Genomic DNA, 20,966 nt, shown 5'->3' with positions numbered 1-20,966 from the left:
ACAATTCTCAAACATCAACAATTTATCGACAAATTATCATCAATGCCGTCGAGCCGCCCTGCATCACGCCATGAAGGAACCAAAGATGCCAGCCACCTATGATGTCCTCGTACCAGGCTCAAGCCTCGCCTTCGAAGGCGGTTTCTTCGGTATTTCCTCGATCTGCCTCGTCGAAGCCGGCGGCAAGCGTGCGCTATTCGATTGTGGCCATGGCACAACGAGAGGCTTGCTGCTGAACGCACTATCCAGGCGCGGGCTAAACCCCGCGGATATTGATCTGCTCATCTTTTCTCACGCCCACTTCGACCATGTTCTGAACATGGACCTGTTTCCGGACGTTCCGATCCTGATGAGCCGCGATGAAGCAGACTACATCAAGGCACCTATCGAGGATGATCCGGCGACCCCGCGCTACCTGCCTACTCTTCTCGCCCAGCGCTCGGTGGACCTGATTGACGGCGAAAAGGAAGTTCTGCCCGGAGTGATCATGTTCCCGACGCCCGGCCACGCTCCCGGGCATATCTCTCTTGAGTTGGCGACGGACGGCGGGCCGGTCGTTCTGGCCGCAGATGCGCTCAAGACCGCCCGTGAAGCGCTCAGTGGCATCCCTGACATGGAGATCGATCCGCAAAAACGCGGCAAGGCATCGATCCAGGAGGTTCTGCGACGTGGTAAAGTCATCGTACCCGGCCACTTCCCAACCCTGTTTCAGGATGATGCGGGACATCTCACCTGGACAGATATGCAGGAAATGCCTCTTTTGATTCGATAGAACCTCTGCCACTCTCTCCCTTCCTTGGGGAGGACACATGAAGAGTGAAATCAACCGGCGGAGCGTGCGCGAACGGTTTGCTCCGCATCATCTCGCCTTGGCTGGCATTATCGGTATTGGCGCTGCGCTCCGCCTCTGGGATCTCGACCGCACCAGTCTCTGGTATGACGAGGCCGTATCGTGGAGCCAGTCAAGCGGAAGCCTTGGTGAACTGATCGCATTGGTCGCAGCCGACAATTATCCACCGCTGCACAATCTGTTGCTCTGGCTGACTATGCCAATCATTGGGGACAGCGAAACCGCTCTGCGCCTCCCCTCAGCCATCGCCGGGATCCTGTCGATTTGGCTGGTTTATAAGCTTGGGCGTCTGGTCTTCACCCGAAACACGGGCCTGCTTGCAGCGGCCATCCTTGCGATTTCGCCTTTTCACATCTGGTATTCGACCGAGGCGCGCGTGTACGCACTCTTTGCGATGACCGGATTGGCCTTTCTGATCGCTCTGGTGCGAACCCTTCAAGGAGGGCGCCTGTTGTGGCCGATTCTTGCTGCCGCCTTTGGAGCGCTCTTTCTCTACAGCCACATTTACGCTGCCTTTTCGATGGCCGGTATCGGCGCGCTCCTACTTTTCTGGCAGGTGCGCTCAATCAGAGAGCAGAGATTTGGCCAACAGGATGTAATCACCCGTGCGTTTGCAGCCTTCTGCGCGGCGTGCATCCTGTTCTTGCCCTGGATGATGATCCTCGCAACGCGGGCCAGGGATGTTGTCAACAATGGCTTCTGGATAGCCTATCCCAATTGGCCATTCATCAAGATCATGATGCGCGATATGGCGGGATCCGAGGCGCTTTTCCTGGCTCTTGTCGCCGCCACACTTCTGCTCCTGATCCCAACGCACAAACCATCAGCGAAGACAGATGTGGACCGCCGCGCGGCAGCGCTCCTGGCCGCCTTCGCCATCGCGCCTGTTTTCATCGCTTATGGTCTGTCGATCACACTCAGGCCCATCCTGTTCGACCGATACCTGATTGCCGCCTGGCCTTTGCTCATCCTGCTTGCCAGCGCCGGTGCCTGCCGCTTCCTGCCAAAGCTTGGGCCGATCGCACTGCTTGCGGCAGTCGTTTTACTGACCATCCAACCGCTGCGCTTCACCTTGCTGCAAAAGATCCGTCCTGAATGGCGCGAGATTTCGTCCATCTATCTCGCCGAGAGAAAGACCACAGACGCACTCTATCTCTACAAGGGATTTTCCGCACCGGCGCTCGACTACTATCTCCACGGCAAAATCGCCTTTCAACCGCTCGCCAAAGCAGAGGATCTGTCAGAGGACAGCCTGCGGTCAGCAGTCTGGTTGCTCTTCGCCCACGCCAGCCACTCCGAGATGACCGAGCTCCGGGATCAGTTGCCTTTCCGGTTCAAGGAAACGGGACGATGGCGTTCATTCGGCTGGGGCGAGAGTGGCCTCACGTTGCTCCGCCTCGAAGCCGAAGGTGATGACTGAAATGACCGCGCGCCGCAGACTGAGCGCGAAGAACAGGAGCGGAGGAAGGTAAGCGAGCGTCTTGTCGAAACCAAAACCCCAGCCGTTGGTCGCCAGCATTAGCAGAGAGGCGATCAAGAGACCTTCGCATTCAAAGCGAAGAAAGCCTGTTTCCAAACCCTGGCGAACGATCAACACCAAGGGTATGGCCAGAAGAGCAAGATCGTAGTCCAGAATGAAAGGCGTCGCCACGCAGGCAGCACTCACCAGAACAGCCCCCTTGATGCTGATGCTCACATTCCGCGACCAGATCCAGACGACAGAGCCAAGAGCAACGGCGGAGACAAGTGCTTGAGCAGCCATGGCGACATCAACCGGGGCGTCATATTGCCGCAACCAGCCAAACACAGACGCATATTTCGCCATGCTGACCTTGGCTTCCAGCATCCACGCGTTGGCTTCAGGCGCCTGATCAAGGAAAGCTTGCCATGTCGCCAGCCCAAAGACCGCATAACTGATGAGTGCGATCGCCACCGTGGTAACACCGGCGGCGAAGAAGGTACGCCATTCACGACCGGCGAGAAGCGCAAAAGGGATCAAGACGCCAAAATGCGGCTTGTAGGCCATCAAGCCGATCAAGATTCCGGCTAGAATGGGTCGCCCTCGGTCCAGCGCCGCAAGTGCGCCCCCAAAAAGCGCAACATTCAGAAGACTGTTTTGACCGTGCAGTACCCCGAATGCCAGGCCCGGAAACACAAACACTATCCAAACCGCATTCATTCGGCGCGCCAGCAGCGCGAGCACGAGACACGCTGCGCTAAGCGTGATGGCTTCAAAAAGGATGACCGCCGCCTCATAGGGCAGCAAACCAAAGGGCAATAGGTAGAGCAACCATGTGGGTGGGTAGAAAAACGCAAACTTGCCCCGTTCGAACAACTCCAGCTGCCGGGCAGAAAACTCCTCGAAATGATAGGGAAGCAGGAAATCGCCGTTCACCGCACTGTTCGCGGCCGTCCAAAAGGAAATGAAATCTGCGAAGAAGGGTTTGCCCGTCCCTATGTAGGTGTTCGCAATATCAAGAAGAAGGCGCACCACAATCACAACCACAAGAAACGCCGCAACGCCTTTGGCCGCCTCACTGGTAATGAATCGTTCGATGGCGACTTCGAAAGCGGTACGCGTGCCGTTTAACTTGAAGTCTGTGTTGCTATCCTCGTTCACAGCCAATGATATGCTCCGAAATTCGCCGACTTCACAATTGCCCCGCACGCAATGGCGGAAAGTTTAGGATGCGGCTCTGAATATCCTCTAAACGATCAGAACGTTGACCTTACAAACGACCAATGAAATTTACATCGATAATTTATCGACATTTTGTCATCGTTGTTCTAGGCTCAAATTCATCACTTTCAAAAACCGGATCAAAAGGCGTCCGGAAATAACAAGAGGGTTTTCAAGATGACGGCCAAGTGGGATTTCTGGGTTGATCGCGGCGGCACCTTTACCGACATCGTCGGCCGCGCGCCTGATGGCAGCATCCATCCGCACAAGGTTCTGTCTGAAAACCCGGAAGCCTATCGCGACGCTGCGATCCAGGGCATTCGCGAACTCATGGGCATCGCAACCGGAGCGCCTATTCCGGCAGAGCAGATCGCCACGGTCAAAATGGGCACGACCGTTGCCACGAACGCGTTGCTCGAGCGAAAGGGTGAACGCACGGCGTTGTTCATCACCAAGGGTTTCCGCGATGCGCTGGAAATCGGCTATCAGGCCCGCCCGGACATCTTCGCCAAGGAAATCATCAAGCCCGAGCTTCTCTACGAAAAGGTTTATGAGATCACGGAGCGCGTAAGAGCGGACGGAACATCAGAGACTCCTCTGGATGAAAACAGTGCCCGCATGCAGATGCAGTCAGCCTTCGACGATGGCATCCGTTCCATCGCGATTGTCCTGATGCACGCCTACGCTTTCCCCGACCATGAAGTGACGCTGGCCGCAATTGCCCGTGACATAGGGTTCCCGCAGATCTCCATTTCCCACAAGGTCTCGCCGCTCATGAAGCTGGTCGGCCGTGGCGATACGACAGTTGTCGATGCCTATCTGTCGCCGATCCTGCGGCGTTACGTGAAGCAGGTTCAAGACGAACTTGGCGAAGGCCCACGCCTCATGTTCATGCAGTCGTCCGGAGGTCTCACCGCAGCAGATCTTTTCCAGGGCAAGGACGCGATCCTGTCCGGCCCGGCCGGAGGCGTCGTCGGCGCGGTTGAAACCTCACGCATGGCCGGCTTCGACAAGATCATCGGCTTCGACATGGGCGGCACCTCGACCGACGTTTGCCACTACGATGGCGACTATGAGCGTGCCTTTGAGACTGAAGTTGCAGGCGTACGCATGCGCGCACCGATGATGATGATCCACACGGTGGCCGCCGGTGGCGGCTCGATCCTGCATTACAAGGACGGTCGCTTCCAGGTCGGTCCGGACAGCGCAGGTGCCAATCCTGGCCCTGCCTGCTATCGCCGCGGCGGCCCCCTCACCGTCACCGATGCCAACCTGATGACCGGCAAGCTTGCGCCTGAGTTTTTCCCGAAGATCTTCGGGCCGAACCGGGACGAGCCGCTGGACGAGAATGCGGTCACATCGAAATTCACCGCCATGGCCTTGGAAATCGGCGGCGGCCGCACACCTGAGGATGTCGCCGACGGCTTCCTGAAGATTGCGGTCGAGAACATGGCCAATGCGATCAAGAAGATCTCGGTCCAGCGCGGCTATGATGTCACCGAATACGCCCTCACCTGCTTCGGTGGAGCCGGTGGACAGGCTGGCTGCCGCGTTGCCGACAGCCTCGGAATGAAAACGGTTATTCTGCATCCGTTTTCCGGCATTCTCTCGGCCTATGGCATGGGTCTGGCGGATATTCGCGCCAACCGTCAACAGGCGGTGGTCAAGACGCTGGATGACGCACTGATCCCTGAACTTGGCAAACTGCGCGATGAACTCGCTGCTCTGACCGAGGCTGAGCTTGAAGCACAAAGCATCAGTGCTGACACCCGCGAGACCCGCGCTATTGCGCACCTGCGCTATGATGGAACAGATACGCCTCTTCCCGTTGCGCTTAGCGGCGTAGCCGAGATGCGTGCTGCATTCGAAGTCTCTCACAAGAAGCAGTTCGGCTTTGCCTATGAGGAAAAGCCGGTGGTCGTGGAAGCCCTTGAAGTGGAAACCTTCGGCGGCGGCGCAGGGATCGCCGAGCCGGACAACACCCTGGCTTCAGGCGATGTCGCAGCCACCAAGACCACGCGTTTCTTCTCCGAGGGCGCATGGCACGATGCCAGCATCTACTCCCGTGACGTGCTGAAGCCAGGCATCCGTGTCGCCGGTCCGGCCCTGATCATGGAACCGCATGCAACCATCGTGGTCGAACCAGGCTGGGAAGCTGAAATCAACGCCAAGGATCACGTGATCCTCAACCGCGTGGTTCCGCTCGATCGCACCGACGCCATTGGCACCCATGCTGATCCCGTCATGCTTGAGGTCTTCAACAACCTCTTCATGTCCATTGCCGAACAAATGGGCGTGACACTGCAGAACACCGCTTATTCGGTGAACATCAAGGAACGTCTGGATTTCTCCTGCGCCGTCTTTGACGCCTCTGGTGCCCTTGTTGCCAATGCGCCGCACATGCCGGTGCATCTGGGTTCCATGGACCGCTCAGTAGAAACCGTGATCAAGCTCAACAAAGGCAAGATCAAGCCGGGCGATGTCTTTGCCCTGAACGCCCCCTACAATGGCGGAACGCACCTGCCGGACATCACTGTTGTCTCACCGGTCTTTGACGACAACGGCAAGGAGATCCTGTTCTGGTCAGCTTCTCGCGGTCACCATGCGGATGTGGGCGGCTCGGCCCCCGGGTCAATGACCCCGCGCGCCACGACCGTCGACGAGGAAGGTGTGCTCTTTGACAACTTCAAGATCGTCGATGAGGGCCATTTCTGTGAAGAGGAGTTGGTGCACCTCCTGACAGACCACAAGTATCCGGCGCGTAACCCTCATCAGAATGTGGCCGACCTCAAGGCGCAAATCGCGGCCAACGAGAAAGGCACGCAGGAACTGCGCAAGATGGTCGGCCATTTCGGCCTGGATGTCGTTCAAGCCTATATGAACCACGTGCAGGACAATGCCGAAGAAAGCGTTCGGCGCGTGATTTCCGCACTGACCGACAGCGAGTACGAGTATCCGACGGATCAGGGCTCAACGATCAAGGTCAAGATCACGGTCGACAAGGAAAGCCGCGAAGCGACGGTTGATTTCACCGGTACATCGCCTGTGAAACCGAACAACTTCAACGCGCCGGAACCTGTCACCCGCGCCGCAGTTCTTTACTGCTTCCGCGTTATGGTGGAAGGCGACATTCCGATGAACGCCGGCTGCCTGAAGCCGATCAACATCGTCCTGCCGGACGACTGCATGCTGCGTCCCTCCTATCCGGCTGCTGTGGTTGCCGGCAACGTGGAGACCTCCCAGCATGTCACCAATGCGCTGTTTGCGGCCCTTGGTGCCATGTCGAACAGCCAGGGTACGATGAACAATCTGACCTTTGGCAACGACACCTACCAGTACTATGAGACCATCTGCTCCGGTTCTCCGGCAGGCCCCGGTTTCAATGGCACCGACGGCGTCCATGTTCACATGACCAATTCGCGCCTGACAGATCCGGAAGTTCTGGAATTCCGCTTCCCCGTGTTGCTGGAGGACTTCCACATCCGCAAGGGCTCGGGCGGCAGGGGCAAATGGTCAGCTGGTGACGGCACCAAGCGAACCCTGCGCTTCCTGGAGAAGATGGACTGCGCGATCCTCGCCTCACATCGCACGATCGAGCCGAAGGGCATGGCCGGCGGTGACAACGGCGAGTTGGGCAGCACCGAAGTCCGGCGCCTGGACGGCAAGGTTGAAAAGCTCGAGGGCTGCGACCAAACCGTTCTTGAAGTCGGCGAAGCCGTAACGGTCATCACCCCGACGGCCGGCGGCTGGGGCAAGGTCTAACCGCAACGGTGCAGCGCACCAAATCAGGCGCAATTCTGTATGCATTAAATTGTAGCAGATTTGCGTCTGAATCTTCATCAGTCCCTCGAAATTACTGAAAAAACCAAATAAAAAACAATAATCATAGATAAAATGAAATATAATAAATATAATTTACAAAAAAATAAACTCAGATCAAACAAACTCAAATAAATTATCGCAAAATAACGAAATTAAACTACAGAATCCAGAGAATTATACAAAAGTAACCATAGGAAACTTTAAAACGTCTCAAAACTTTAACAAAAATACATATGTGATTGATATATTTGTCAATGTTAATTTCATCAGTTGTAAATAATTCAATCTCTACCTTGCGCGAAACTTTCGACTTCAAATTCTCGTGCGAGAAGGCTTTGAACAGATGCGCATTTTTCAACTTCGCACCGTTTCCACCAAAATTCTTACCCTGGTTGGGCTCGTCAGTGCTGCAACATTCGCCGTTGCCACGATCGGTATTGTTCAGATGAACAACATCGGCCAGGAACTGAGCTCGATTTCCGAAAATGACATCCCTTTGACCAAAACGGTCAGCGCCGTGACATCCCACCAGCTCCAGCAGGCCGTATTGCTGGAGCGGATGCTGCGGATGGCCGGCATCAAGGACAACAGGGACCACGCAGCTCTCCTTCATACGGAAGAAGAGTTCAGGCGCCTCGCCAGACAAGTGGATCAGGAGATCATTGAGAGTGAACACCTCGCCGAACGCGCCCTTGAAAACTCAAAGGCTTCAAAGGATCGCGAGAAATTCAGATCTGTGCTTTCAAAGCTGAAAGCCATCGAAGTCGAGCACGCCTTGTTCGAAGAGCATGTGGAAGAGATCATCGAGGTAGTCGAGACGGGAGATCTCGAGAAAGCCAGCCTCATGGCCCGCAAGATTGAGATCGAGGAAGAAAACCTGGATCATGCCCTGGTGAACCTGCTGGAGGAACTGGAAAACTCCACGAGCGTGTCGGCCCGCACCGCGCTTGCTCATGAGAAGGAAGGCGTAAAGCAACTTGCCATCCTTTCAATCTTCTCGACCCTCCTCGGTGCCATCATTGCCTATGTTTTCGCCGCAGTCGGCATAGCCCGGCCGCTACGCTCGGTCGCGTCGGCTCTCGCCAGTCTGGCGCAGGGTGATACGAGCGCCAGCGTCCAGGTCAAGAGCCGGGATGAGATCGGGCAGGTTGCAGAGGCATTCGAGAAGTTCAAGGCGACCATGATCGAAATCGAACGTTTGCGTCTGGAGGCGAAGGAAGAGGAGGAGCGAATCGTCCTCGAAAAACGCGAGGCCACCATGCGTCTGGCGGACGAGCTGGAACGGACGGTGAAGAGTGTCTCTGATGAAATCTCGGTTGCGGTTCACGAACTTGAAGGAACCGCAAACTCTTTGTCTGCCACATCAATCCAGACTTCAGAACGCGCCAACACAGTCGCGGCAGCCGCCAATGAAGCATCAACCAACATCCAGACCGTTGCCTCGGCCACCGAAGAACTGTCCTCTTCGGTTCAGGAGATCAGCAGGCAAGTCTCTCAGGCCATGAGCGAGACAACCGTCACGCGGGAGAAGGCGGAGGCATCGACCGCATCGGTTACAAGCCTATCGGAAGCTGCCCAGAGAATTGGCGACGTGGTGAAACTCATCAATGACATTGCCGAACAGACCAACCTGCTGGCTCTGAACGCGACGATCGAGGCAGCCAGAGCCGGAGAGTACGGCAAGGGCTTTGCCGTCGTCGCCGCAGAGGTCAAAGCCCTTGCCACTCAAACCGGCAGAGCGACAGAGGATATCAGCGAACTGGTGACCCAACTCCAAAGCGGCTCAGAAAACACATTCAAGTCCATCCAGACAGTCGTGACGGCCATCTCCAACATCGACCAGCAGGTCACCGGCATTGCCTCCGCCGTCGAAGAGCAAAATGCGGTGACTGACGAGATCGCTCGCAACACCAATGGTGTGGCAGCCGGCAGCGAAGATATTTCGGTCAACATCACCGATGTCAGCAAAGCAGCGAACCAATCCAGCGCAAGTGCCGAACAGGTCCGCTCGACGGTGGCCAACCTCTCCCATCAATCGGATACGCTGAACGAGGAACTTGGCGACTTCCTGACGACAATCCGGGCTGCCTGACGAGTTCATCAGGAGGTCGTCACGGCGGCCTCCTGCAGCGCCCGCGCAGATTTTGCCAGGGTCACGAGAACCGGCCGAAGCGCTGCCATATTGGCAAGCGGCTCGTCAAACCAAAGTCTTGCGGTGCGGTCGCCAGCCTGCAGATCCATACCCTCCGGATCAAGGCTCGCGAGTGTCCAATTGGCTTCCGGCTGCCTTAAGAGAACTTCGGCATAGAGCTTGATGGCGTCACCGTGGTCCTCATTCATGTGGCCAACTGCCCCCTCTTCAGCACCGGCAAGATCGGACCAACTCTCTTGGGGCAAGACCAGGTCGTCCTTATTCAGGGCATAGGCCTTGGCGAAGCCACCGTTCAAGCTCGCTCGCTCGACCTTCAGTTTGAAGAAGGCAAAGTCGCCGAAATCAACATAGAGCGCGGCTTTCGGATGACGTGCCAAATAACGACGGCGCACCCGCTCATGATCCACACTCTCCCTCTCGAGGCGTTCAGCTCTGCAAAACAGGCTTATGCGGGGGTGTGCAAGCGGATCACCCTTTCCGGGCTCTCCAAGCAGAAGAGAACAGCGCGCGTCCGCATGCAACGCTGAGGTATGCCCGGACAGCGTCGAGATCAAAATGCAAGGTGCCCCATCCATGTCGTTTGCAACAGCAACACGACTTGCCAGGGGATGACCACACTCAGGCTCGAGAGCCGCAATCGCACCGAAACGCGCCTTGCGCATCAAGTCTTTGGCAAGCCGCCTCGCCTCATCGTCGGTTTCCCTGAGCACGTCTTTCTTCTTGCCGCCTGGTTTCGTGGCCATGTCCATTCTCCTGCGCGCCGAATCTCCCTCAGTCCCTTGATATCCTGACCGGGCGATGAGCGAAACGTCCCAGTCTTCAAACCTGAACGGAAGATGAATGCCAGTCTCAGAACCGGTTCAGTGGCCGCACGTCATAGTGCCTCCATCAGATCAAGAGGCGCACGGCAAAGACGCCAAGGCGCCGCCCAGAAGACGAAGGAGCATGACATGACCAAGACCAAGCGCATTCTCGCAGTTGCCCTTTCCGGTGCCATGCTGTTGCCGGCAATTTCCATGGCTGAGGCCGGCCCTCGTAAGGGGTGGCACAAGCACCATGGCGGCCACGGTCATCATCGTCCTCATCGCGGGCATGCACCAAAGAAGCACAACAATAACGCCGGCGCAGCCGTCGCAGCGGGCATCATCGGTCTGGCCGCAGGCGCCATCATCCTCGGCGCGACCAGTCAGCGCAGCTATGCCGCTCCCGCCCAAACCTATTACCCACCAGCACCGGCTCCTGGACGTGTTCATGGAGCTGGCTATGGCCTTCAGCCCTGGAGCCCGGCCTGGTACCGCTATTGCTCCAACAAGTTCCGTTCTTTCCAACCGTCCACGGGAACATACACAACCTATCGCGGCGAACAGAAATTCTGTCAGTGATCAGATCTCGGCCCGATATCTGAGACTGGCAGGTCCCACCCCGCCAGCCCTGACAGAAGCAAGGGCCTGCCGGTCTTCCGGTGGGCTCTTGTGCGCAGCGCTCAGACAGCCCTACTGGCAGATCAGGTAGCTGCAGTCCCGACCGTGACATCCGGTATCAACATGGAAATGTGCACGGTGATTAGGGTCCGCATCCGGCCCCAAAACCGTGGTGAAGACTTCACAAGCACCAGAATGAAGATGCTTCAGCGCCCGCCCCTCAGGCGTATCCTTTCCCCAATCCTCCGAAACAGAAGCCTCCACGTCATTTGCAAAGACGAAGGTGGTGATATCCAGTGCCTTGCCCCTCGCATGTTCTGACAATTTCCCGTCAGGAAGATTGTTCCGGCGACGGCAAACATATCCCGGACCGACCCTGAGCCCCTTAAGATCGCTTCCAATTTCCTCGCCCGCTTTCTTCACAGCCGGCCCGGAAAGGAACTCTGCAAACTTGTCGGCAAAGGCGCAACCAACCGTGGGCGGCGGCAACAAACTGACTGGCGAAGAACCGGTGACTGCATTCAAAATGACCGCCTCCGGAACGCCACAGCCATTGTCACCTACAATGCTCTCGACACGCTCGACCTCAGCAAGCTCAATCTCGCAAGCGGCCTGGTTCGCAACACTCTTGACCTTGTTTTCTGTCTTCGCAGTTGGAACTTGAGCGAGTTTGTCATCTGCCTCTGTCGACATAAATGGTTTGGCAATGGGAACCGGAGCTTCGATCTCAGACCCTGTCGCCGCACAAACGTGAGCAGCAAAGAAGAGTCCCCCCAGAAACCAAACGCTTTGCCATAGCTCATGCAATCGTTCGCTTCGACGCAGCATAGCGGAATTCACCATTCTCTCCTTGGGCTAAAGGCGCTAGTCTTTACGACAGTGAACCACTTCGCGGAGCTTTTCGACCATGACACTCGAACTTTATTCGGCTTACGTCATCGCGACGCTGATCGTTTTGGCAATTCCAGGGCCCACCATCATGCTCGTAGTAAGCTACGCTCTGGCGCAAGGACGCAAGTCCGCCTCCGCCAGTGTGTTGGGTGTCGGTCTTGGTGACGCAACAGCTGCAACCGCGTCCCTTCTCGGACTTGGTGCGATCCTGGCGACATCGGCTTATCTGTTCGATATTCTGAAGTGGGTCGGCGCCATCTATCTGTTCTGGATCGGCATCAAGATGTGGCGCAACCGCCCCCAGGCACTGGAACCGCATCAGGTCGCTGAAGCACCAGCACGCAAGGTCTTCCTGCATGCCTACGTGGTGACAGCCTTGAATCCGAAGGGCATCATTTTCTTCATGGCCTTTTTGCCCCACTTCATCGCCCCTGATGCAGCGGTCGCGCCGCAGTTGCTCCTCCTCGGCGCAACTTTTGTGGTGCTTGGCGTCCTCAACGCGGCCATATACGCGCTCGCTGCCTCGGCGGTCGGCAATCGGATGAGGTCACCGTCGTTCCTTCGCGTGGTCAATCGCGTCGGTGGTGGGTTCTTGATGTCGGCGGCAGCGATGACCGCAAGCCTGCAGCGCAACTAAGAAAAGAGCTGGTAGATTAGTCCGCCTTCGGCTTTTTCTTGCTGCGCATGAAGGCCCCGCGCTCCTGAACAACTTCTGGCTCGTCTTTCTTGGCCATGTTTTCTCCGGTCGCCCGGATCGCTTCCAGAGATTGCTTTGCACCGGCGACAGACGCGGCCGCGTAACGATTGATTGCGTCGTTGAGCTCAAGGCCGCCGCTTTGAAGCTTTCTCGCCCGCATGGTCAGAATGTCCTTAAAGGCCGCATCCGATACCGAAAGGGCCTTGCAAAGAATGATGAGCGGCTTGTCCGACGGGCTATAGATCAGCCGTGACACTGCAGCAGCTGGAAGTTCGCCAACTTTGGCAAGGAGAATACCAAGCTCCGCAGCCCGATCCGAACGAGCGAACTGGGAAACGGCCTCGTCCAGGGTCTTCTTCTTGCTGGCAACATCATCGATGATTTCTGCCGCCTCGTTCCGGCTGGCCTCCAGGCGGCTGGCGCGCGCCTTCACTTCTTCGGCAGCGCGTTCCGCCATCACTTCGGCGAGGACATTGTCACCACCGAGCGCCTTGACCCTTTCCATCAACTCTGCACTGAGGAAACTCAGAAGACAATTTGCAGACTCGGCCGGCATGTCTTTACGCTGGATGAGCGCTTCCTGAATTTCGGGACATGCTCTGGCCTTCTCAACGAGCCTCAGGAAGGTCTGGTCAGCCATCCGGGCGTTTTCGTTGTTTGCCACGCTCTCCAGGATCTTGCGATTGCCGCGATCCACCAGAACGTTGGTCACTTTTTCATCCAGGACATCTCGTTCCGCAATCGCCTCGAGGTGTTCCATCGAGCCGCCGAGTGCAATAGCTTCCAGCTCCTCAGCATTCAAAAGCGGAGACTCCTTCAGGACCGGCTCAGCAATCTTGAAATCATCGCCCGCCAGTTTGACGACAAGGTCATGAGGCGCCGTAGGCAACGTACCCACCCTTTGGGCCAGTGCCATCCGCGTTTCTTCCTCAAGCTGGTCGAGAACGCTCATCACGATCTCGCCAAACATGATGCTGACCTGCTCGGCATGCTCGCGTTCAGGCGAAACAAAGAGGTCGATCAATGCACTGATCAGACTCTTTCGCCCGCCTTTGCTGCCATCCTTGGCAAGTTCCGCCAGCTTGCTTAAGCTCAGCATCCGCACCCTCTCGTTCGGCTGACTTCCACTAAAATGCCTAACATCTTATATTTAACAATAGACTACCTTAAGGATTCATACCCCACTGAAGATGAATAATAATTAAAAATAACAATGATAAAAAGAACGAAGTCGAATTCTGAAAACGACATGTGCATTTCACAATGAATATTTCCGGAAAAAATTCCGTCATCAGATATTCACACGGCAAGTATGAGCATTAAGAAACTGAATTCAAAGAGAAAATCAAATCCCTGATACAACTGTAAACACCAAAAACGTGTGCACATTGCAGTGCAGCAACTTTTTTGCTTTCGCGTTAACCTTGCATTAGCCTACTATCGGCGTCGGGTTGGAGCGGTTATTGGGAGGCCAACATGACCTTGACACGCAATATAAACATGCTCGCATTCTTCGTCGCATTCGCGTTCTTGGGCGCGATCGTGCTGGGGATCGTTTGACAGCGGTCACATCAAAAGCCACCTGAGCCAGAAACTGTTTCTCAGTAAAAAGTGGCGTGAAGTTTTCAAAAAAGGCAGTGACGGAAAACCCGTCACTGCCTTTTTTATTGATCTCACAAAAGCGCCAGCCTTGAACGGCAACGTTTCTGATCACTTGCGATCAGGCAGCAGCCGCTGCTTCGCGCACCTCGCCCAACGCTAAGGCGCGCTTGTCGGCGGCATTCTCCATCAGCTGATCGGCTGCGATCATCGTCACATCCGTAATGCCGACAAAGCCAAGCACGTGTTTGATGTAACCTGTTGCGAAGTCAATCTCGGACCCCGCTTTGGTGCCACCGGATGCCACAATCACATAGGCTTTCTTGCCCTCCAACAGGCCAACCGGTCCCGCCTCGGAATAGCGGAACGTCTCGCGTGCGCGGGCGATATGATCGATCCAGGTCTTCAGCGTTGCAGGAACGCCGAAGTTGTAGATCGGCGCGCCAATGACCAGAACGTCTGCGCTACGCAGCTCTTCGATCAACGTGTCCGAAAGCGAAAGTGTCTGCTTCTGCTCATCACTGCGTTCAGCGGCGTCGGTGAAATTTGCTCCGATCCACGCCTCATCGAGAAACGGCAGGCCGGCCGCCACATCGCGTGTAATGACTTTGTCTTCCGGCCGAGCCTCGACAAGGCGTGCAACGAGCTCATCGGCCAGTTCGCGGGTCATGGACCCTTCCTTGCGCGCCGATGCATCGATCTTCAGGATTGTCTTTGAATTTGCAGACATTTGTATCTCCAGGGACTAGCGCAGGTGCCATGCACCGCTTCGTCCTGGAAATAATGTGACCAATCCGGACACACTAGGCCCGGATTGGTGAACATTGCGTTCGATCCATCGAGTCTCCGCGACTACTCAGCCGCTTCTAGCCGGCGCGGATCATAGTTGAGGATCGGAGCCAACCAGCGCTCGGCAAGAGCAACATCCCATCCCTTGCGCATTGCATAGTCTTCAATTTGATCACGTTCGATCTTGCCGACGCCGAAATAGTGGCTTTCCGGATGCGCAAAATACAGCCCGGAGACAGAAGATCCAGGTGCCATCGCAAAGCTCTCCGTAAGCCGAATACCCGTTGCTTTCTCCGCTTCGAGAAGATCGAACAGAGTCGCTTTCTCAGTGTGATCCGGCTGCGCAGGATAACCCGGTGCTGGGCGAATGCCTTGGTATTTTTCTGCAATCAGCTCTTCATTTGAAAGAGTCTCGCCGGCTGCATATCCCCAAAGCTCCTTGCGTACGATTTGATGCAGCTTCTCGGCGAAGGCTTCCGCAAGACGATCGGCAAGTGCCTGACTGAGGATCTTGTTATAGTCGTCACTCTCACGAGCATAGCGCGCGGCCAGCTCTTCTTCGCCATGCCCCGCAGTCACCGCGAAGCCACCGATGTAATCCGCAATCCCGCTCGCCTCAGGCGCAATGAAATCGCTCAGCGCGACATTGGCCCGCCCACCGGACGTGCGGCTCATCTGCTGACGCAAACTGTACAGTGTCGCTCGCACCTGTGACCGTTCATCATCTGCAAAGAGGACGATATCGTCCCCACGACTTGCTGCCGGCCAGAAGCCAGCCACGCCACGTGCCGTCAGAAGTTTCTTCTCGACGATCTCGTCCAGCATGCGACGGGCGTCGTCGTAAAGCGCCTTGGCCGCAGGGCCATAGCGATTGTCAGTCAGAACGTCCGGATACCGTCCCTTGATTTCCCAAGTAGAGAAAAACGGCGTCCAGTCGACGACAGGCACGAGCTCCTCAAGCGGGAAAGCGTCAAACGACTTCGTTCCAAGGAACGACGGCTTGACCGGCGCATGGGCGACGAAATCGGGCTGCAGGCGATTGTCACGTGCTACGTCAATGGAAACACGCTTCGCGCCGCCTCGGCTCTTCGCGTGATCCTCGGCGATCTTGACGTATTCCTCACGAACCTCGGCATAATAGGGCGCGCGTTGGCCTTCGCTCATCAACCGGGAAGCCACACCGACCGCACGGCCGGCATCGGTCACATAGATCGCCTGGCCACGCTCGTAGTTCGGGTGGATCTTGACCGCCGTGTGAATACGGCTGGTCGTCGCCCCACCAATCAGCAGCGGAACATCCAGCCCTTCACGCTCCAGTTCGGCAGCCACATGACACATTTCATCGAGCGAAGGCGTGATCAGCCCGGAGAGACCGACAATGTCGACTTTCTCTTCCTTCGCCGCTTCAAGGATCTTGGCGGCAGATACCATCACGCCAAGGTCAATCACCTCGAAGTTGTTACACTGGAGAACAACCCCGACGATGTTCTTGCCGATATCGTGGACATCGCCTTTCACCGTCGCCATCAGGATCTTGCCTGCGGAGGAATGACCTTCTAGGCCCTTCTCTTCCTTTTCCTTCTCCATGAAGGGCATCAGATGTGCGACGGCCTTCTTCATGACGCGAGCAGATTTGACGACCTGCGGCAAGAACATCTGGCCCGAGCCGAAAAGGTCTCCAACCACGTTCATTCCGTCCATCAACGGCCCCTCGATCACATGCAGCGGCCGGTCGAAATTCTGGCGGGCTTCCTCTGTGTCTTCGACAACGTAATCGTCGATGCCGTTCACCAGCGCATGCTCAAGACGCTTGGCAACGTCCCAGGTCCGCCAGGTCAGATCGGCTTCCTTCTTCTTGCCGCCCTCGCCTTTCCAGCGCTCGGCAGCATCGAGAAGCCTATCGGTCGCTTCCGATGAACGATTGAGGACAACGTCCTCGCACAACTCGCGTAGTTCCGGCTCAAGCTTGTCATAGACCGCCAACTGTCCGGCGTTGACGATACCCATGTCCATGCCCTTGGCAATGGCATGATAGAGAAACACGGAGTGCATGGCCTCGCGCACGCCTTCATTTCCCCGGAATGAAAATGACAGGTTGGAGACACCGCCGGAAACATGTGCGTGCGGTAGATTCTGACGGATCCAGCCGGTCGCCTCGATGAAGTCGTTGCCGTAGTTGTTGTGCTCCTCAATGCCGGTCGCAACCGCAAAGACGTTCGGATCGAAGATGATGTCTTCCGGCGGCAGGCCAACCTTCTCGGTCAGAATCTTGTAGGACCGTTCGCAGATCTCGATCTTGCGCTCATAGGTATCTGCCTGACCTTGTTCATCAAACGCCATGACCACGACCGCAGCACCATACCGGCGCACGAGCTTTGCCTGCTCGATAAAAGCCTCTTCGCCTTCCTTCATGGAGATGGAATTGACGACACCCTTGCCCTGAATGCACTTCAAACCGGCCTCAATCACAGTCCACTTGGAACTGTCGATCATGATCGGAACGCGCGCAATGTCCGGTTCCGCCGCAATCAGATTGAGGAAGGTGACCATGGCTTCCTCGGAATCGAGCAGCCCTTCATCCATGTTGACGTCGATGATCTGAGCGCCGTTCTCCACCTGGTCACGGGCCACATCAAGGGCAGTATTGTAGTCACCATTCTTGATCAGCTTGCGGAACCTTGCCGAACCGGTAACGTTGGTGCGCTCACCCACATTGACGAAATTGACTTCCGGCGTAACCACGAACGGCTCGAGGCCGGATAATCGCATGTGTCGTGGCACATCCGGAATCGCTCGAGGCGCCAGCCCCTCGACAGCTTCGGCGATTGCCTTGATGTGCGCAGGCGTCGTACCGCAGCAGCCGCCTACCACATTGACCAGTTCCGCTTCTGCGAACTCCCGGATCAACCCGGCCATATGCTCCGGGCTTTCATCGTATTCGCCGAACTCATTGGGAAGACCGGCGTTCGGATAGGCACAGACCAGCGTGTCCGCAACCCGTCCGAGTTCGGCCACATGCGCCCGCATTTCCCTGGCACCGAGCGCACAGTTGAGCCCGATGGTCAGTGGTTCAGAGTGAGAAACCGAGTTCCAGAAGGCTTCCGGCGTCTGGCCAGACAGGGTACGTCCCGACAAATCGGTGATCGTTCCAGAAACCATGACAGGCAGCTTTTTGCCGACTTCGTCAAACACTTCATCAATTGCAAAAAGCGCTGCCTTGGCGTTGAGCGTGTCAAAAATCGTCTCGACGAGGATCAGGTCTGCACCGCCAGCAATCAACCCGCGCACGGCCTCGGCATAAGCGATACGCAGATCATCAAAGCTCACCGCCCGATAGCCCGGATTGTTCACGTCCGGAGAGATCGAGGCGGTCCGGTTGGTCGGCCCAAGCCCCCCCGCCACGTAGCGTTTGCGCGAAGGGTCCTGTGTTTCCACGATATCGCATGCTTCGCGTGCTAGCCTTGCACTGACTTCGTTCAGCTCATAGGCGAGCTCTTCCATACCATAGTCGGCCTGGGCGATGGTGGTTGAGGAGAACGTGTTGGTTGCAACGATATCCGCACCCGCGTTGAGATAGTCAACATGGATCTGCCGGATTGCATCCGGCTGGGTCAGGCTCAGAAGATCGTTGTTACCCTTTACATCCGAAGGCCAGTCGGCAAAGCGCGCACCGCGATAGGCCGCTTCATCGAATTTCAGCTGCTGGATCTCTGTGCCCATGGCACCATCAAGGACCAGAATACGGGAAGCCGCTGCCTCGGTCAGGCGATCAAACACATCAGTCTTTTTCACGAGATTACCCTTCCGGTCCGATCAGGCGGCCTGTTGTTCAGGAGCATGATTGCCCATGCCGAGCATGTGGCAGATCGCATACGTCAGATCAGCGCGGTTCATGGTGTAGAAATGGAAGTCGGAAATACCCCGGTCGACCAGGTCCATGACCTGCTCGCAAGCCACCGCCGCTCCCACGAGCTTGCGCGTGTCGGGATCATTCTGCAGACCGGCAAAGCGCCGCGCCAGCCAGTCAGGGATGGATGTTCCGCATTTGGCTGAGAACACCATCGTCTGTTCAAAATTATGGATCGGCACGATGCCTGGAATGACAGGAATGCTGATGCCAGCCTTCGCAATCCGTTCCAGATAGGTCTCAAACAGGTCATTGTCGAAGAAATACTGGGTGATGATCCGGTCTGCGCCCGCATCCACCTTACGCTTCAGATTGTCGATCTCAACGTCCCAGCCCGCGCTTTCGGGATGACGTTCCGGGTAGCCGGACACGGATACGTCGAAGTCGCCGATAGCCTTGATACCGGCCACAAGGTCCGATGCATAGGCATAGCCTTCGGGATGCGGGCGGTAGATTGCACCGATGCCCTCAAGCGGATCACCACGCAGGCCAACCAGATGACGCACGCCCATGTCCCAGTAATCCTGGATGATGGCGTCGACCTCGGCCTTGGAGGCACCGACACAAGTCAGATGCGCTGCCGGCAGCACGTCTGTTTCATTCAGAATGCGCTCAACCGTCTTGTGTGTCCGTTCCCGCGTTGATCCACCCGCGCCATAGGTCACGGATACGAAGGACGGCGCAAGGGGGGCAAGACGCTCAACTGTCGTCCAGAGCGACTCGGCCATCTTTTCGTTCTTGGGCGGAAAGAACTCGAAAGACGCAGTGATCGGCGCGACGCTCGCCTGGCGCGAACGCCGTTTGGTCAATGTATGTGTCATGCTCAGGCAACCTCTCGGGTCGGGTCGGCCACCGGCAGGTCCGTCACGATACGCGGATCCCGGGCAAGCCACAGTGTCACAGTCAAATTGGTGTTTTCGTCGGACTGGGGAGCCAAGTCAGTGACCTGCTCCATCTCCAAATCCAGAGCTTCCAGCCAACGCTTCATTTGGTCATGGCCAAAACCCAGGCGCCGATGCGCATGGGTTTCCCTCAGAAACTCAAGCTCATGCGGGGCAAAATCGATAATCAGCAGCCGACCACCAGGCCGCAGCGCTCTTGCAGCTTCCGCAAGCGCACGCGCCGGGTCGTCAAGGAAGTGCAGCACTTGATGGATCGCCACAACGTCAAAGGACCGAGGAGGAACATTCAGCGCATAGATGTCGCCATGGCGAACCTGAGCGTTGCTCAGACCCACACGCGCCAGATTGGCACGGGCGACGGAAAGCATGTCATGAGAGGCATCAATTCCAAGCGCAGACACATAACGGTCTGAAAGCACTTCCAAAAGCCGTCCGGTCCCGGTTCCCAAATCCAGAAAGCTCTGGAATGGGCGCTCGCCGAGCGCCGCCAGCAGCGCCTGTTCGACGTCGCTGTCAGCTGCATGAAGAGAACGCTCCGTATCCCAGGTAGCGGCTTTCTCGGCGAAATAGGCCGCAGCCTCTTCTGCCTTCGCTTTGCGGATCGCCTGGAAACGCTCCCGGTCTGCGGTCAATACTGGGTCACTCGCCGAGATCCGTTTGACCAGATCCCGCGCAAAATCCGCTGCGGGTCCGTCCGCCAGCCGATAGTAAACCCAGGACCCTTCCGGAAATCGCAGGATCAGCCCAGCTTCCGCCAGCAATTTCAAATGTCGGGAGATGCGGGGCTGACTTTGACCGAGGATCGCGGTTGCGTCCTTAACGGTCAACTCACTTTGCCCGAGCAAAGCAACAAGGCGCAGACGCGTCGCCTCCCCCACTGCACGCAGCGATGCCAGCGTCGCCTCAACCGATAAAGTGTCCTGATCGATCATCAAGCCGTCCAAGTCTGCCAAATCAAGTTTTGATATAAAGATATCTTTATACGATAAAATCGCCTAATTCAAGAGCATGTGTAAGGAACAATGGATCGCGCCCATCGCAAGGCACACAGAAAAGCACCCACCTCGCCTAGATGCAGCACGAGGCAATTTGATCATAAAAGGCTCTAGAAAAGGTTTGAACCGCCCCGGGTTTGCCGGAGGCTGTTTGGTTTAAGTTATGCTGCCACCGCCGGTTGATCCTGCGTGGCGTAGTATCGTTCCTCCGCTTCAGCCGGAGGGATGTTTCCTATGGTCTCCAGAAGACGCCGGTGATTG

The 20,966-nt window shown here is 56.6% G+C and carries 15 protein-coding genes; 6 read left to right on the top strand and 9 right to left on the bottom strand.

All coding sequences use genetic code 11. From position 1 onward, the window contains the following. The first annotated feature begins 85 nt into the window (after window positions 1-85). Window positions 86-772: an MBL fold metallo-hydrolase gene (locus ABJZ52_RS10395; protein ID WP_348187968.1), complete on the top strand. Its 687-nt coding sequence runs from the start codon at window positions 86-88 to the stop codon at window positions 770-772. 37 nt (window positions 773-809) lie between these two features. Further along, complete coding sequence (locus ABJZ52_RS10390; RefSeq protein WP_348187966.1) at window positions 810-2,270, top strand: glycosyltransferase family 39 protein; 1,461 nt, start codon at window positions 810-812, stop codon at window positions 2,268-2,270. On the opposite strand, the gene ABJZ52_RS10385 is transcribed toward ABJZ52_RS10390, so the two are convergent. Next, the gene (locus ABJZ52_RS10385) at window positions 2,208-3,470 is read right to left on the bottom strand and encodes a glycosyltransferase family 87 protein (RefSeq protein ID WP_348188139.1); all 1,263 of its coding nucleotides are present in this window, start codon (window positions 3,468-3,470) and stop codon (window positions 2,208-2,210) included. The two genes, ABJZ52_RS10390 and ABJZ52_RS10385, sit on opposite strands and share 63 nt — an antisense overlap. 237 nt (window positions 3,471-3,707) lie before the next feature. Between ABJZ52_RS10385 and ABJZ52_RS10380 the strand changes: the two genes are divergently transcribed. After that, on the top strand, window positions 3,708-7,292 hold the full coding sequence (locus ABJZ52_RS10380) for a hydantoinase B/oxoprolinase family protein (protein WP_348187964.1): 3,585 nt from the start codon (window positions 3,708-3,710) through the stop codon (window positions 7,290-7,292). Between the two features lie 217 nt (window positions 7,293-7,509). Here ABJZ52_RS10380 and ABJZ52_RS10375 read toward each other — a convergent pair whose 3' ends face one another. Then, complete coding sequence (locus tag ABJZ52_RS10375; RefSeq protein WP_348187962.1) at window positions 7,510-7,950, bottom strand: hypothetical protein; 441 nt, start codon at window positions 7,948-7,950, stop codon at window positions 7,510-7,512. Between ABJZ52_RS10375 and ABJZ52_RS10370 the strand changes: the two genes are divergently transcribed. Then, window positions 7,921-9,444, top strand: coding sequence for a methyl-accepting chemotaxis protein (locus ABJZ52_RS10370; RefSeq protein WP_348187959.1), 1,524 nt, complete (start codon window positions 7,921-7,923; stop codon window positions 9,442-9,444). The two genes, ABJZ52_RS10375 and ABJZ52_RS10370, sit on opposite strands and share 30 nt — an antisense overlap. An 8-nt stretch (window positions 9,445-9,452) precedes the next feature. On the opposite strand, the gene ABJZ52_RS10365 is transcribed toward ABJZ52_RS10370, so the two are convergent. Further along, window positions 9,453-10,247, bottom strand: a complete 795-nt coding sequence (locus tag ABJZ52_RS10365; protein WP_348187956.1) for a HugZ family protein — start codon at window positions 10,245-10,247, stop codon at window positions 9,453-9,455. Between the two features lie 207 nt (window positions 10,248-10,454). Between ABJZ52_RS10365 and ABJZ52_RS10360 the strand changes: the two genes are divergently transcribed. Further along, complete coding sequence (locus ABJZ52_RS10360) at window positions 10,455-10,886, top strand: BA14K family protein (protein WP_348187954.1); 432 nt, start codon at window positions 10,455-10,457, stop codon at window positions 10,884-10,886. A 111-nt stretch (window positions 10,887-10,997) separates the two neighbouring features. On the opposite strand, the gene ABJZ52_RS10355 is transcribed toward ABJZ52_RS10360, so the two are convergent. Then, window positions 10,998-11,768 (bottom strand): extensin family protein, encoded by a 771-nt coding sequence (locus ABJZ52_RS10355; protein WP_348200022.1) that lies wholly within the window; start codon window positions 11,766-11,768, stop codon window positions 10,998-11,000. Between the two features lie 64 nt (window positions 11,769-11,832). Between ABJZ52_RS10355 and ABJZ52_RS10350 the strand changes: the two genes are divergently transcribed. Beyond that, on the top strand, window positions 11,833-12,453 hold the full coding sequence (locus ABJZ52_RS10350; protein ID WP_348187948.1) for a LysE family translocator: 621 nt from the start codon (window positions 11,833-11,835) through the stop codon (window positions 12,451-12,453). Between the two features lie 16 nt (window positions 12,454-12,469). On the opposite strand, the gene ABJZ52_RS10345 is transcribed toward ABJZ52_RS10350, so the two are convergent. The 5 genes from ABJZ52_RS10345 to ABJZ52_RS10325 all read right to left on the bottom strand — a co-directional run bounded on the left by ABJZ52_RS10345 (window position 12,470) and on the right by ABJZ52_RS10325 (window position 20,642). Continuing rightward, window positions 12,470-13,612, bottom strand: coding sequence for a DUF2336 domain-containing protein (locus ABJZ52_RS10345; protein ID WP_348187946.1), 1,143 nt, complete (start codon window positions 13,610-13,612; stop codon window positions 12,470-12,472). A 621-nt stretch (window positions 13,613-14,233) separates the two neighbouring features. Further along, window positions 14,234-14,842 (bottom strand): NAD(P)H-dependent oxidoreductase, encoded by a 609-nt coding sequence (locus ABJZ52_RS10340; protein ID WP_348187943.1) that lies wholly within the window; start codon window positions 14,840-14,842, stop codon window positions 14,234-14,236. A gap of 122 nt (window positions 14,843-14,964) precedes the next feature. After that, window positions 14,965-18,693, bottom strand: a complete 3,729-nt coding sequence (metH, locus tag ABJZ52_RS10335; protein ID WP_348187940.1) for a methionine synthase — start codon at window positions 18,691-18,693, stop codon at window positions 14,965-14,967. A gap of 21 nt (window positions 18,694-18,714) precedes the next feature. After that, entirely contained in the window at window positions 18,715-19,629 is a 915-nt protein-coding gene (gene metF / locus ABJZ52_RS10330) for a methylenetetrahydrofolate reductase [NAD(P)H] (RefSeq protein ID WP_348187938.1), read from the bottom strand. A 2-nt stretch (window positions 19,630-19,631) separates the two neighbouring features. Continuing rightward, window positions 19,632-20,642 (bottom strand): metalloregulator ArsR/SmtB family transcription factor, encoded by a 1,011-nt coding sequence (locus ABJZ52_RS10325; protein WP_348187935.1) that lies wholly within the window; start codon window positions 20,640-20,642, stop codon window positions 19,632-19,634. Window positions 20,643-20,966 lie beyond the last annotated feature (324 nt).

The sequence above is a fragment of the Roseibium sp. genome (assembly GCF_039982295.1).
Classification (GTDB): domain Bacteria; phylum Pseudomonadota; class Alphaproteobacteria; order Rhizobiales; family Stappiaceae; genus Roseibium.
This window is presented reverse-complemented; position numbering and strand designations above follow the sequence as displayed.

What these genes read in the sequence shown, in the direction of transcription:
- ABJZ52_RS10390 (WP_348187966.1), top strand. Translation starts at nt 810, where the DNA reads ATGAAGAGTGAAATCAACCGGCGGAGCGTGCGCGAACGGTTTGCTCCG.
- ABJZ52_RS10370 (WP_348187959.1), top strand. Translation starts at nt 7,921, where the DNA reads ATGGCCGGCATCAAGGACAACAGGGACCACGCAGCTCTCCTTCATACG.
- ABJZ52_RS10360 (WP_348187954.1), top strand. Translation starts at nt 10,455, where the DNA reads ATGACCAAGACCAAGCGCATTCTCGCAGTTGCCCTTTCCGGTGCCATG.
- ABJZ52_RS10365 (WP_348187956.1), bottom strand. Translation starts at nt 10,247, where the DNA reads ATGGCCACGAAACCAGGCGGCAAGAAGAAAGACGTGCTCAGGGAAACC.
- ABJZ52_RS10325 (WP_348187935.1), bottom strand. Translation starts at nt 20,642, where the DNA reads ATGATCGATCAGGACACTTTATCGGTTGAGGCGACGCTGGCATCGCTG.
- ABJZ52_RS10340 (WP_348187943.1), bottom strand. Translation starts at nt 14,842, where the DNA reads ATGTCTGCAAATTCAAAGACAATCCTGAAGATCGATGCATCGGCGCGC.
- ABJZ52_RS10355 (WP_348200022.1), bottom strand. Translation starts at nt 11,768, where the DNA reads ATGGTGAATTCCGCTATGCTGCGTCGAAGCGAACGATTGCATGAGCTA.
- ABJZ52_RS10350 (WP_348187948.1), top strand. Translation starts at nt 11,833, where the DNA reads ATGACACTCGAACTTTATTCGGCTTACGTCATCGCGACGCTGATCGTT.
- ABJZ52_RS10395 (WP_348187968.1), top strand. Translation starts at nt 86, where the DNA reads ATGCCAGCCACCTATGATGTCCTCGTACCAGGCTCAAGCCTCGCCTTC.
- ABJZ52_RS10345 (WP_348187946.1), bottom strand. Translation starts at nt 13,612, where the DNA reads ATGCTGAGCTTAAGCAAGCTGGCGGAACTTGCCAAGGATGGCAGCAAA.
- ABJZ52_RS10380 (WP_348187964.1), top strand. Translation starts at nt 3,708, where the DNA reads ATGACGGCCAAGTGGGATTTCTGGGTTGATCGCGGCGGCACCTTTACC.
- metF (WP_348187938.1), bottom strand. Translation starts at nt 19,629, where the DNA reads ATGACACATACATTGACCAAACGGCGTTCGCGCCAGGCGAGCGTCGCG.